This window comes from Saprospira grandis (assembly GCF_027594745.1).
GTDB lineage: Bacteria > Bacteroidota > Bacteroidia > Chitinophagales > Saprospiraceae > Saprospira > Saprospira grandis.
This window is the reverse complement of record NZ_CP110854.1, coordinates 2,714,235-2,729,140: the sequence shown is the minus strand read 5'-3', so window position 1 is coordinate 2,729,140 and position 14,906 is coordinate 2,714,235. Positions and strand designations below refer to the sequence as shown.

Genomic DNA, 14,906 nt, shown 5'->3' with positions numbered 1-14,906 from the left:
TAGGTGAAGCTATTAAAAGGCTTGTCACAAAGGGCCGCGAACTATAGCAACATTCCTCCATTTTTAACCCAGAAACAACCACTCTATGAGTTTTATAGAAAAAAGGGCTGCTTTAGAGCAACTATTTGAGCAGCAAGAATTTGAGGCTTTAGTCAAGCAGGGGGCGCCCTTAATTTTTGAGTATGAGCAGGAGCTAGACATTGACTTCTTATTGCTTTTGGCCAAGGCGGCCAAGGCGGCTCAGAAAAACGGAAAATATGAGTATTTTTTGTTTAAGGCCCAGGAAAAAGAGCCAGACAACCTAGCCGTATTGCTTCTTTTGGCCGAGCATGAAATTCTTTTTGGCAGTAAGCTTAGCGCTAGAAATCATTTGGAGGCTATTTTGGAAATTGATCCGGCCCATGCCAAGGCGAATTCTTATTTGGGAGATATTCTATTGGATCAACTATTTTATGACAAAGCCTTGCTCCATTATCAAAAAGCGATGCAGGCGGATCAATTGGCCAAGAATGAGCAAGAGCAGATTGCGGTATCGGTAGTAGATATTTATCAGCGGTCTAGGTCTACAGCGGAGGCTTTGGCCTTTTTGGAGCAGTACTTTCCGAAAGAAAAATTCCAGCTCAATATAGAGAAGCTTCGCTTAAGGTTGTATCAAACAGATTCGGCCTACAAAGGGGAGTACAAGGCGAGTTTAGCGCTTTTGCATCAGCATTTGCCAGAAGAAATAATTTACATCTTGAATTTGGCGGCCATTGAGCCAGATGCAAAGGCGGCCATTGCGCTTTATGACAAAGCCATGGCTTTGGAGCTGAGTGAAAAAGAGAAAACCACCGTCTTAAAAAAGCGGGCCTATCGTTTGGTACAGGCCGAGGAATGGGCCAAAGCGGTAGCGGATTATGATGCTTTGATTGCGGGAGAAGAGCAGCCTTTATACTTTGAGATGCGGGCGGAGGCCAAAGAGCAATTGAAAGACCTCAAGGGAGCTTTGCAGGACTATAGTCAGGCCTTAAAACTGGATGGTGCGGCTAGTCGCTTACTTAAAGCTAGAGGTTTACTGTTTGCCAAGGCCAAGCAATATGATCGAGCTGCGGCGGATTTGACTGCTGCGATTAAGGAAACGGGCAGCATGGGTCTGGCTGAGCTCTACTATCATTTGGGGGTAGTCTATACTAAAAACGGGGATCGGAACAATGCCGTTAAGATGCTCATCAGGGCCGACCAACAGGGCTTTGCCAAGGCAACCGTCTATTTAGAAGAAAAATATCCGGAGCAACTACAGAAAGTGCGGGCCAACAGTGCCGATAAAATCCGGGCAAAATATGAGGCAGAATTTGCGCGTAATGCAGAGTCGCCAATTTTGCAACAAGCTTTTGGTCAGCTTTGGACGCCAAATATGTCAAAAATCATAGCGGCCTCAGAAAAAGAGCTTCTAGAGCTGCCTGCCTTTTTGAGCAAGCAAGTACTGGACAAAATGTCTAAGGAAATGCTATTGATCACTCCAGAGGGATTACTTTTCTTTGAAAATGGGGCCGAAGTTCCCTTAGAAGCCTATTACCGTGTAGAAGTAGAGTCGGAGCATGCTATTTTGTTAACTCTTCAGCCGGTCAAGGGCGGCAGTTCGAGCAGTATGCGCATCTCCTTTTTTGAGGGAGAATTGCTCTTGCACTACCCCGTGCTAGAAGTAGATTCGGCGGCCAAGTACTACTATCCGGTAGAGCAGCCTTCGGCGGATCAGCTAGAGAAATTGAACAAAAAGGCCTTGGCCTTAAACTACATGCCAGCTATTGAAGCTGCTATTGCCGAAATGAATACCTAATTAACATTCCCCATTTGAGGCGGAGTCCTCATTAAAGTAAAATTACATTATGAGCCAAGAAGTAAAAGAATTTGAAGCTAAGCTGCAAGAATTTGAGACTGCGGCGAATAAGCTGCAAACTTATTTAAATGACTGTCAGCAATACTTGGATGAAAAGATCCAGGAGGAAAAAGGAAACATCCAGCAACAGCTACAGACCTTAGAGAGCTACTTAGCAGGAAACCCTGTCGAAAGGCTGAGTCAGGCGTCTGATCCTGGGGCTGAATTTACTAGAGTTTTGCAAAAAGCCAAGCAGTTAGAGAACGACATTCGGTCTAAGGAATCCTTCATACAATCCTATGTAGAAGAAGCCCTAGGAGACAAGCTCAATGCGGTAAAGTCGCCCTTTATGACGTACAGTCTTTATCGTAAGATGATAGAGCGAGAAATCAAGGAAGATAAAGTTTTTGTTGCGGCCAACACCAGCCAGCTACTCAAGACGCTTGAAAAAATGGTTGCCGTTGAAAGCAATAAAGATAAAAAGGAAGCGCTTACTGTGGCGACCAACCACCTCAAGCAATTTTTGAGCAGCTTGAAAGCCATAGACTACAGATCCCTTCAACAGAGTGATATTGATCTGCTGACTGCACAGTTTAAAGATGCGGCAGAGAACTATCATCATAGCGAGGGATTTTTCAGTCGTTCGGCCACCAAGGGTTCTTTAAAGAAGCTGACCAAAGACAACTTAGGACCATTAGCGGATTCTTTTGGTTTGGCTCTTTTGTATGGGGAAGCGCATCAGCCCAATGGTACTTTGAGTAAGTGCGACCAATTTCAGGAAGAGCTAGATGACAAAGTGAAAGCCCTGAGCAATAAGGGGCAGGCGGATGCTTCGGTTAAGGCCAGTTTAGAGAAATTTGACATTTTATATATAGAGCCCTTAAAAGATGCCTTTAAGGAAGCTGATCCTGAGGGTGCCCAAGCGGTTATTGAGCAGGTAGAAGCTACAGCAGTACCTGATCAGATTGACTGGATTCGCAAGACCTTTGGTTTGGCCAATTGGGTCTATGAAAACTTTGGGGCTGCTGCCGGGAAATATTTGATAGAGAAAGCCAATGGCCAAGCTACAGAAGAAGGGCAACAGCCTACTATTTCTACAGGAGACCTATTAAAGTATAAAATATCGACTCCTGACTATGAGGTCAACCTAGATGTTCCACTCTTTGATGTGGGCTTTGTGGATGCAGGCTTAGAATTGGGAGCGGCCTTCAAGGCAGCTTTTGAGGTAGCTGGTGCATTGACCCTACACAACTTCTTTGATCCCAATATTGAAAAAGTCGTTAGTGGAAACATTGGGGCTTCGGCTACTGCAGAGGCCAAAGCCTTTTTGGGCATCTATGTGGCTATCTTAAAAATCGTCAAGGCATCGGCTAGAGCCGTTTTGGCTGCAGAGGCGGCAATTGGAGGAGAGGCTGCGGTTAGTTTGAATAAGGGCAACATTGCTGCGGCGACTAATTTTGCCTTTGATGCTGAACTAAAAGGTGGCTTGAGCTTTAAGGGCTACTTAGAATTTGCGATTGGCGCGACAGCTATCATCAAGGCTATTTTGGATACGATCGGCATTCCTGCCGAGGCCAAGCTACAATATCCAGAAAAAGGCAATGAACTCGTTATTTTGAATGTAGAGCGGGCGGCTAGTATGCACGCTCATATTCCGTTCCAGAAAAAAGACGTTCCTTTTCCCGCCAAAGAGTTTGATATCAGCAAGGGCGAATGGTTGGTGGAATACCCATTCATTGAAGATATGCAAAAGTTCTTCAGTGATAAGTTTTCAAAACTAACGAGCAAAACCATTGATATGGAGCCGCTTACGGCCCAGGAGCTAGAAACCCTAAAGGCTGAGTACGCCAAATTTTAACGCCTCATCCCACTTAAAATCAACTGATTATGAAAGCGAAGTTTAAAAGTCCAGATTTCTTAAAAGAGAAAGGAACAGATTTTAATATTAAGTTGCTCAAGCAAGCTGTTAAGGGCGACCTAAGTAGCCCAGTCAAGTTTTTCTATGACACGGAATTTGATTTTGGAGAAGAGAAATCGCCGCTGATGTATATTGGCGAGGGGGTTCCTTCTGCCTGGAAAAAATACATCAAGGAACAAAAAAAATCGGCTTCTTTTGTTGCGGGCCAATGCCGTTTAGATGCGGAGGGCAACCTTCAGTTATTGGCAGAGTTGGGCAAGGGCCAAAAGCCTGCGGTACTCAAAGCGCTCAATAAGAGTTTACTTAAAAAATGTAAGCTGCAAGCCTATTTTGTTGATAGTCTAGAGGAGGCCGCGGCAGAAGGGGCCGCAGTAGCCGCCGCTAGTTCAGATACGGCTTTAGAAGATAATAGCATGGCCTTGCGTTTGGCGGCCCTCATCGAGAATGGCCAAGCCTTGATTAAACGCATTGATCCTGTGATTGCCGAGCTAGAGCAACCACTAGCCGATATTCGTTCTACTATCGTGACAGACACCCTCATTCAGTCTGTACAATCAGGACTTAAGGTCATCAATTCGGTCAATCTTGCAGCTTATGTTGCCAATGCCCAGGCCGCTTTGGCCGAGGCTAAAGAGGAGGCCGAGGTTCAAGAGCTAGACCAAGTTGTTGCTGAAGTTAAGGCCAAACTACCGATTTTAGACCAAATTGCTACCAACAGCGCTAAGGTTGATAAGGTCAAAGACCCTATGGATAGCGATTTCGCCCCCATCAGCGATGATCCTTTCCGTACTTTCTTAGGGCAGCTCTAAGGAGCTCATCCTACTAATTTTTAGCTAAGAGACTCTTTTTAAGGGTCTCTTTTTTTTGGGGCCTGCCGCCTTCGGCGGCCGGGCCCTTGCGGGGCTCGCAAGTCTGCTCGGCCCTTCGCCGCTTTCAGCGGCTCGGTCTGGCCTGCGGCCACCCCTACAGGCCCCTAGGCCAACCCTCCCCTACTGCTCAGCTACAAGCCGCTTCGCGCCTTCAAGCTTCGCAGGCTCGCGCCAAGCGCGCCCGGCCGGCGGCTGGCGGCAGCCACAACATTCTCTGCACCTGAGCTAATCTAACCCTCAATATATTCCATTTCAGGCCCAGTCCTCCCCTGCGCCGCCCCCGCCTGGGGGCTGGGCTCCTTTGGCCTTGGAGGCCAAAGCGCCCAGCATTACGATGCCCCCCTCCGGGGCGCATCCCCCATAAAAAAAGGGCTGTCGGGAAAACCCGACAACCCTTTACTTACATCATCAACTCAGCACTAACGAAGCAAATTCACTGCGCCCTTAATCACTGCCGTCTCTCCATCAATATAGAGCACCTCAGCATACCAAGCATAAGCCCCAGAATTCATTGGCTTGCCCTTAAAGCTACCATCCCAACCCTGTTGAGGATCATTAGGATCTAGCTCCAGACCTTCATACACCAACTCCCCCCAGCGGTCATACACTCTAAACACCAAAATCTGCTCCACCTTCTCATCGCCCTGAATAAAGAAACGGTCATTATTCCCGTCATTATTCGGCGTAAAGGCCGTAGGTGCAGCGGCATTTCTAGGCTTCTCCATCTTCACCACAATCGAGCTATCCTGCACACAGCCAGAAGCATTCATAGCCGTAAACTGATAAATGCCCGACTCATAAGGCGTCAATGAAGTCTCCAAACTGCTATCTAGCAATACCCCAGCGTTAATCTCGGTCCACCACCAGCTCGCTGCAGTCGTATCATTCAAGTCCGCAAACAGCGTCAAGGTATCGCCATACTCTAGCACATACTCCACTTCACCCGAATCTAAGGCCGGACCAAAGCTCGTGATAAAGAAGGGATCTGCCGCTTCTACCGTCACCAAAGTATCAAAGAGACAACCATTGTTATCTTGGACATACAAAGGATAAATCCCTGCTTCCAAGCCCACAAAGAGGTCCCCCCCCTGGAACGTCAAGCTATCTAGACTATAAGTATAGCCACCCAACAAAGTCGATCCGCCCGTTCCATCCAACTGAATGCTTCCGTTCGCATCGCCCACACAGGCTACGCCTGTGATATTGAGGTTGCCAATACCTACTTCCGTCGGATTCACCAAGCTAATGCTTGTATCTACCTTACAGCCGTTAGCATCTTCCACATTAAGCGTATAGTTGCCTGCCGCTATGCTATCCAAACTAGGCGTTAGCGCCCCATTGGACCATAGATAACTATAAGGCGCTGTTCCACCAGCTACCGTAGAGCCCAAAGCTCCTGTACTGTTGTTGTAGCAATCCACCGCGCGAACTTGGTTCAAGCTCAACTCTAGTTCCGCAGGCTGACCCACTTGGTAGCTAAAGCTATCCACACAACCACTAATCGATTGGACCACCACGCCATATTGGCCAGCAGCTACAGCCGTAATGCTTGTGCCCACAACTCCATTGCTCCAGTAACTGGCCTGCAAAGGCTCATTCGAGTTCGTAATGCTAATCGAACCCGTAGAGGCTCCATAACAATCTACATCATCAATCGCTACCGTAATGCTCAAGGCCAAGGCCTCACCCACTACTGCCGTATCTACCTGCGTACAGCCATTAAGGTCGGTTACACTTACATAATAAGTACCTGCAGAAAGACCAGTCGCTACATTCGTCGTCTGACCCAAAGGATCTGACCACTGATAACTCAAGGTTCCTATTCCGCCTGAAGCCATCACCTGAGCGCTTCCGTCTGCGCTGCCACTACAGCTAGCATCTGTTACATTCACAATTTGGCTCGTGATTCCTGAGCTTTCATTTACCGTTGCCGTACGGACCAGAGAACAGCCGTTAGCATCTGTAATCGTCACGCTATAGCTACCTACTGTCAAGTTCGAGTTCACATCGCTGCTCGCTCCATTCGACCAAGCATAAGTATAGTCTCCATTGCTGTTTGGCGTTCCACCACTCACAATAGCCGTAATTTGACCAGAGGCCCCACCAAAGCAAAGCGCATCCGCAGTATTTAGGGTTGCCACTAGCTCACTAGCGGGTTCCGTCACTATAATCTGACTGTTGGTCACACAACCATTGGCATCCGTTACGCTGACCACATAAGTCCCTGCGGCCAAACCGCTAATACTTTGGCCCGTCATTCCGTTGGACCAAGCAAAGCTGTAAGGTAGGGTTCCGCCACTCAAGAAGACCGTGGCAGTTCCATCGGCTCCCCCTTTACAGTTCACCGCCGTCATTCGAATCGTATCGACGACTAGTGCCGCAGGTTCTACCATATTGACATCCAAGGTCGTGCTACAGCCATTGGCATCTGTTGCCGTTACTGTATTTATGCCAGCGCCTAGGCTTGTTGCCGTTGCTGTGGTCTCGCCATTGGGCCAGAGATAAGTATAAGGGGCATTCCCTCCGCTAGCCACTACTGTAGCCGTTCCATCTTGATCGCCATTACAGCTAGGGTTACTGCTCGATACAAAGCTCAATACTACAGGATCTGGATTTTGTAGCAAGACCTGTTCTGTAACAGAACAGCCTTGACTATCTACCACCACCACAGAGTAAGCGCCTGGCGCTAGGTTCATTGCAGTAGCTGTAGTTTGTCCATCCGACCAAAGGTAAGTATAAGGAGCTGTTCCACCGGTGGGAACGGCCGTAGCGCTACCGCTATTCGCTCCAGCACAGGCGGCTGTATTTGTGGTAATCGTTGTGCTCAACAAGCTAGGCTCGCCAATCACAATACTTTCTACGAGCTGACAAGCATTGGCATCGGTTACCGTTACGCTATGCGTTCCTGCCGATAGCCCTACTGCGGTCGCCGTTCCTTGGCCATCTGACCAGAAGTAAGTATAAGGCATTGTTCCACCTTGTACGCTTACCGTAGCATTACCATCTGTACTTCCGTTACAGCTAGGTTCATTGGCGCTCATGCTAGCCGTTAGGGCGGCGGGCTCTTCTACTTCTGTAGTAGATACCATATCACAACCATTGGCATCGGTGACCGTCACCTCATAAGTACCGGCCATTAGGCCCGTAATAGTGGTGCCCGTCATACCATTATCCCAGTTGTAGCTATAAGGAGGCGTTCCACCGCTAGCGCTTACGCTAGCCGTTCCATCGCTTCCGCCTGCACAAGATACATCCGTATCGCTTAGGCTCAACTGAATGGCCGTAGGCTCCGTAATCGTTACCGAAATGGGCAATACACAGTTGTTTCCATCTCGGACCTCTACCGTGTAGGTCCCTGCGCAGAGCCCCGTAAAGTTATTATTGCTGCTAAACACATTGCCTGTTTGACCAGGACCTAAAATGCGGTATTCATAGCCATTTACGCCCAAAGTACCCGTTCCAGATACGGCGGTAGCGATAATTTGGCCATCGCAATCATTGGCACAGAATACATTCACTTGCTGGATCGTCGCATCCAAAGGTACTGGATCGGCTAAGCTGATGCTATCAATAGCGGTACAGCCAGAAGCATCCGTTACCGTTACGGCATAAGTCCCTGCTGCCAAGTTGCTAGCAATTGTACCATTTTGAGCTTGGGCGCCAGACCAGGCATAAGTATAAGGGGCAATGCCACCACTAGCCGTAACCTGAGCCGCTCCATCTGCTGCACCGGGGCAGCTAATTGCTGCGCCGTTATAGTTCGAGTATTGTTGAACGTTGAGCACAATTGCTGAAGGTGCCGTAATTGTTGCAGAAGCCGAAGAAGTACATCCTCTAGCATCCGTTGCCGTCACTGCATATGTACCTGGCGCTAAACCATCGGCAGTAGCTGTAGTTTGTCCATCAGACCAGATAAAGGTATAGTTTGGGGTGCCACCCAAAGCGTCGGCAGTCATTTCGCCATCACTATCTCCAGCACAAATAGGATTCACTGGGTTGATAATATTGACCACCACAGCCGAAGCGGGTTCGCCTACAAAAGTACTAAGGGTAACAGAACAGCCATTGGCATCAGTTACTGTCACATCATAAGGACCAGTAAGCAAATTGCTAATTTGGAAGCCAGACTGCCCATTAGACCAGTTATAGGTATAAGGAGGCTGTCCGCCAGTTGTTGTTGCTGTAATTTGACCATCATTAAGGCCATAACAGCTAATAGAATCGGTAACTAGTGTAGAGACTACAGCTGTTGGCTCTACAATATTGACACTGTCAATAATAAAGCAACCATTGGCATCAGTAATCGTTACGGACTCCATCCCTGCAGCTAAGGCAGTAGCCGTTGCGGTAGTCTGGCCATTCTCCCAAAGGTAAGTATAAGGAGCGGTTCCACCAGAGGTGCTCACCGTAGCTGTTCCATCCGTCAACCCATTACAGCTAATTGTACTGCTATTAAAGATAGGAGTGGTTAGTGCGGTAGGTTGGTTAACCGTTACGGTAGTATCTACAGCGCAGCCATTGGCATCAGTTACCGTCACCGTATGTGGGCCAGCAACTAGGCCAGTAGCCGTAGCAGTAGTTTGGCCCATAGCAGACCAGAGATAAGTATATCCTGTAGCGCCTCCTGTAGCCATTACCGTTGCGCTACCGTCAGCACTACCAAAGCAGAGCGCGGGGCTAGTTGTTGCAGCCAACTGAATGGCAATACCATCTGCTACAGTTTCGCAGATACTAAAGGTACAGCCTTGCACATCAGTTACCGTCACACAATAATTTCCAGCGACTAATCCGGTTGCGGTAGCCGTAGTTTGGCTTCCTGCAGTGGCATCCCAGAGATAAGTATAAGGTCCAGTCCCCCCTGTAGGAAGAACCGTTACGGTTCCATCTGCACTACCAAAGCAGAGTGCATCGGTTGTGCTTGTGGTTGCACTAACAGCAGTAGCAGGTTCTCCTACTGTGGCTGTTTCTATAATATTACAGCCATTGTCATCTGTAATCGTCACCGTATAAGTTCCAGCGCTAAGGCCAGTGGCCGTAGCAGTAGTTTGTGTGGGGCTTGTGCTCCAGCTATAGCTATAATCAACAGCTGCCGTTCCACCAGAGGGAATAACGGTTGCGGTACCATCGGCACCAGCAAAGCAAAGAGCATCTGTAGTTGAGCTAGTAGCAGAAAGCGCCACAGGCTCTGTTAGTGTAATACAATTTGTAGCGGTACAGCCATTGACATCAGTGACTGTTACACAATAAGAGGTATTAGCAGCTAGTGAAGTAGCGCTAGCAGTTGTTTGGTTGCCCGTGTTAGCATCCCAAAGGTAGGTATATCCACCTGATCCGCCAGTGGCGGTAGCAATCGCTTCTCCATCGCTACTTCCGTTACAGCTAACATCTTGACCATTATAGTTAGAGCTAACGGCCAAAGAAACTGTTACGGCAGTGGGTTCATTGATGACTACAGAATCTAGGGTTTGGCAACCATTGGCATCTTCAACAGTGACAAAATATTGTCCTGCTGCTAGGTTGCTTGCAGTTGCGGTTGTTTGTGCTGCAGCATCGCTCCAGCTATAGGTGTAAGGAGCTGTTCCATCTGTTGCACTAACCGTAGCTGCACCATCAGATCCTGCATTACAGCTTACATCTGTACTCGCCTGCATAGTGGACAATAGCGGCAGTGGTTCATTTACCGTTACGCTAGCTATAGCTGAGCAGCCTAAGCTATCGGTAACTGTTACAGCATAAGTGCCCGCACAGAGGTTCGTGGCGATAGCCGTAGTTTGGCCATCAGGCCAGAGGTATAGATAACCAGCAGCAGATGGTGTTCCACCTGTGGGTAGGGCCTCTACTTCGCCATCACAGTTGCCTGCGCAGCTAATATCTTGGCCATTATAGTTAGAGATTACTCCTGCGGTTAAGCTTAGCGCAGCGGCGGGTTCTACTACAGTGACTGTTTCTGTAATATTACAGCCATTATCATCTGTAATAGTTACCGTATAAGTTCCAGCACTAAGGCCAGTGGCCGTAGCGGTAGACTGAGCTGGCGTTGTGCTCCAGCTATAGCTATGATCAACAGCTACAGTTCCGCCAGAGGCGGCAACGGTTGCCGTACCGTCGGCTCCGCCAAAGCAATTTACATCTGTAGTTGAGCTAGTGGCAGAAAGCGCCGTAGGCTCAGTCAGTGTAATACAACTTGTAGCGGTACAGCCATTAACATCAGTGACCGTTACACAGTAAGAAATATTAGCGGCTAGTGAAGTAGCGCTAGCAGTTGTTTGGTTGCCCGTGTTAGCATCCCAAAGGTAGGTATATCCACTTGATCCTCCAGTAGCGGTAGCAATAGCTTCTCCATCGCTACTTCCGTTACAGCTAACATCTTGACCATTATAGTTAGAGCTAACGGCCAAAGAAACGGTTACTGCAGTGGGTTCATTGATAACTACAGAATCTAGGGTTTGGCAACCATTGGCATCTTCAACAGTGACAAAATATTGTCCTGCAGCTAGGTTGCTTGCAGTGGCTGTCGTTTGTGCTGCAGCATCGCTCCAGCTATAGGTGTAAGGAGCTGTTCCATCTGTTGCACTAACCGTAGCTGTACCATCAGATCCTGCATTACAGCTTACATCTGTACTCGCCTGCATAATAGACAAAAGCGGCAGTGGTTCATTTACCGTTACGCTGGCTACGGCAGAGCAGCCTAAGCTATCGGTAACTGTTACGGCATAAGTGCCTGCACAGAGATTTGTGGCGATAGCCGTAGTTTGGCCATCAGGCCAGAGGTATAGATAACCAGCTGCGGCGGGAGTTCCTCCAACAGGAAGGACCTCTGCTTCGCCATCGCAGCTGCCTGCGCAACTAATATCTTGGCCATTATAGTTAGAAATGACTACAGCCGTAGCGGTTACTGTTGCCGTTGGCTCAATCACCGTACTACTTTCTGTAATGCTACAGTTATTATCATCTGTAATGGTCACGGTATAAGTTCCAGCGCTAAGGCCGGTGGCCGTAGCGGTAGTCTGAGTTGGCGTTGTACTCCAGCTATAAGTATAATCAACGGCTACAGTTCCTCCGGTGGCGGTCACCGTTGCCGTACCATCGGCTCCGCCAAAGCAATTTACATCTGTAGTTGAGCTAGTAGCAGTAATCGCGCTAGGATCTGTAAGCGTTTCACAAGCGGTAGCGGTACAGCCATTATTATCGGTGACCGTTACACAATAAGTGCCTGCGGCCAAGCCTGTAGCCACAGCCGTAGTTTGGCCATCGGGCCAGAGATAGCTATAAGGCGAGGTTCCTCCACTGGCAGCGGCAGTCAATTCTCCATCGGCTGCGCCTACACAAGAAATATTTTGGCCATTATAATCTGAACTAATCGTATTGCTCAGTTGCAAGACTGTAGGTTCTGATACCGTTACGGTTGCGGTAGCGGTACAGCCCGTTGCTTCAGAAATGGTCACAGTATAGGTTCCCGCGGCTAGGTTAGTTGCTGTTGCTGTTGTTTGCGATGCGGCATTGGCATCCCACTGATAAACAATGGGGGGCGTAGCAAAAGCCAGCGCTACAGTTGCAGAACCATCGGAAGTTCCATTACAGCTAGTTGCGGTACTAGAAGTAATGGGGTTAATACAGCCAGAGGCACAGCAAGAATGTGTAGTCGAAGGTCCATCTGCGCAACTTCCTCCAGAAAGGGCATAAATGGTTAAGTCTACACATTGGCCAGGAGTGAGTCCTCCTACAGAATAGGTTGTATTCGTAACGGCCTGAGTAAAAGCGGGGCCACCATTAACGCTAATACTATATCCTCCTGAGCCAAAAATAGGCTGCCAAGAGAAATAGACATCTGTAGCTGTTACCGAATCACAAACAATAATTGGCGCTGGATAAGCGGTATCAATTACAGCATTAAAGTTCGTTGTATCGCTACAGCCAAATGTATTTTGAGCAATCACCTGATACTGCGTGTCTACAGTTGGAGAGATGATGCTACTATCACAATTTGTACAGCTAATATTATAGTTAGGTGACCAATAAAAGCTAGCGGCAGATTGGTCATTAAAGGTAATGCTCCAGTTGGTTACGGTACAAGGTACCCCACCCAAACTAGGGGCAAGATTATGTTGAATCCGCAAAACCCATTGTCCATTAGCTGCGCAGCCGTTGAGCCCTCCAAAGCCATTTGCACCAACGGGGATAAAGTCTGTATTATTAGGAATATCAGAAAAGGGCGTGTTATAAGCCGTGATTGCCTGTGTGGCATCTGGGGTAAAACAAGCTCCAGTTAATCCTCTATCGTTAATTCCACCTTGGCCACTCATGAGGGGTAAGACACAGCCAGTAGGAGAAATCAAGAAAAGATTGAGGTCACGGACAAAACCGTTTCCGCAAGTCATATCTAGGCAGACAGACTGAATAGAGGTAGAGAGAATATCTACAGGAGCGATTCCTGAAGTAGTAATTGGAATATCGAGAATAGAGTCTGGCTGAATGGTTGCCGTTCCGCTAAGTGTAAAGGTCTGTGGTCCAGGTCCGGGTTGTACAGAAGCGAAGACCTGAGCCGAATTTCCATTACAAACTGTTACATCTGGAATGGGGTTGATTACTGCAGGGAAAGGAGCGCTTACATCTACGGTATCATGTTGAACACAAGAGCCATCGGTATAGGTACAAATTAGGTCTACAGTGTCGAGGACATAAGCTGTAGGATTATGCACATTGGGGTTATCGAAGAGGGCGGCTGGCGACCAGGAGTAGGTCCCCGGAGCTGCAGCCCCACCAAAGCCCAGCGCTTCTAGCTGAATCGTATCTATGCTATTGGGGCAGATAAACTCTTTACTTAACTCTAGCTGAAGGTTTTCCAGATCCAGTCTATAAGAGATAGCCTGCTGTGCCGAAATGGGGCAGGCATTATCTTCTATAAAGGTGACAAAGGTATAGGATCCTGTAGCTACACTATCTGTAGGAATTGTAAAGCAAACAATGGCCTCATTAAAGTTAGCTGTAGGATAAGTAACGGTATAAGTAGCTCCGGGGATAATATTTCCAATATTCGAGCTAATCGACAAAGAGTCAATAATATCGGGGTCCGAAACATTGAGGCAGAGGTCCAATTGGTTACCTCCACAAACATTGATGGCGGTTACTAGTCCTGTAGTATCTAAAACGCCTTGGTTTACTGTAAAACTGTCTATTTGAGAAGAAGTATTTGTACAGTTATTAAGGACCACAATAACCACCTCTCTTCGGCTAGTATTGATGAGCACGCCATTGCGGTACTCCTCAATGGTGAAACCGACTACAGCATACTGTGATTGGTTGGCACAGGGGGTAAAGGCGATTTGCCCGGTACTAGGATCTAGCGTAAAGGTATTATTCGTACAAAAAGGCTCTGTAGCGGTAAATCCAGCGCTATAGGCAATACTACTAGAGGCCCCATCTAGGGGTTCAGAAATAGAAAACACCAAAGAGTCTCCATCGGGATCTTGGGCGTCATGGCTATAAAAAGCGGGCTGTCCGGCACAGGTATAAAGTACGGGAATCCGACCAAACTGGGGGCTACTATTACAAGGTGCGCCCCATTGAGGGTGGTTCGAGTTAATGACCGTTTCTACATAAGTGGTTCCGGTGCTACTCAGGTTAGTGATGGCCGAAGTTCGGCAGCATTCGCTAAAGCTGACCACTAGGTTAGAGCAACCGGTACCGATTGTGGCTACCCCTTGATAGATATACTGTTCTACCCCGGGTTGGCTACCGCCATTACAACTAGAAGTAGAAGGGTCACAAAGTTGTGATTGGTCCGTTACGGAGACCTGCGAAAGGGTAATATTAGTGGTTACCCCACAGCCATTTCCTCCTGTAACAGAAAGAGAGGTTGCCGAGGGCGTAATTCCGTCGCAATCTCGATAATAGACCAAAGTAAATTGGTATTGGCCCACAGCGGGGTCAATGCATTCATAGGTTAAGTCTACCGCTACTCCATGCGAGGCATAGAGTTGAGGCAGGCAAAACAGGCTGAGAAGCATAACGGCAAAATACCGAAAAACTAATCGTAAAGGGGAGCTCATTTAAGTTGCTTTTGATTTTAAAATAAAATCAGTTTTCCAAGGCTGATTCTGTACTTTTCTTTTGTAATTCTGGCCAAAAGTAGTTGATATTTGGGCATAGGCCCAAAAATTCAGCGAACATTCAATCTAGGCTTATAAAAACCTTAACAGTTTAGGCGGCTTGGCCTTAAGCTTTTGATAGCACTGGCTTGACTTTGGCTTAACTTCAGAACGCA

The 14,906-nt window shown here is 47.8% G+C and carries 4 protein-coding genes; 3 read left to right on the top strand and 1 reads right to left on the bottom strand.

Translation table 11 applies throughout. The features are described from left to right. Window positions 1–85: 85 nt before the first annotated feature. The 3 genes from OP864_RS10790 to OP864_RS10780 are packed head-to-tail and all read left to right on the top strand — an operon-like array spanning window position 86 to window position 4,582. The gene (locus OP864_RS10790; protein ID WP_270098201.1) at window positions 86–1,816 is read left to right on the top strand and encodes a tetratricopeptide repeat protein; all 1,731 of its coding nucleotides are present in this window, start codon (window positions 86–88) and stop codon (window positions 1,814–1,816) included. A gap of 49 nt (window positions 1,817–1,865) precedes the next feature. Continuing rightward, window positions 1,866–3,713 carry a hypothetical protein gene (locus OP864_RS10785; protein ID WP_270098200.1) on the top strand — a complete coding sequence of 616 codons (1,848 nt, stop codon included), beginning with the start codon at window positions 1,866–1,868 and terminating at the stop codon, window positions 3,711–3,713. Between the two features lie 29 nt (window positions 3,714–3,742). Continuing rightward, complete coding sequence (locus OP864_RS10780) at window positions 3,743–4,582, top strand: hypothetical protein (protein WP_270098199.1); 840 nt, start codon at window positions 3,743–3,745, stop codon at window positions 4,580–4,582. Window positions 4,583–5,061: 479 nt separating this feature from the next. Here the strand turns inward: OP864_RS10780 and OP864_RS10775 are convergent, their stop codons facing one another. Continuing rightward, the gene (locus OP864_RS10775) at window positions 5,062–14,691 is read right to left on the bottom strand and encodes a T9SS type B sorting domain-containing protein (RefSeq protein ID WP_270098198.1); all 9,630 of its coding nucleotides are present in this window, start codon (window positions 14,689–14,691) and stop codon (window positions 5,062–5,064) included. Window positions 14,692–14,906 lie beyond the last annotated feature (215 nt).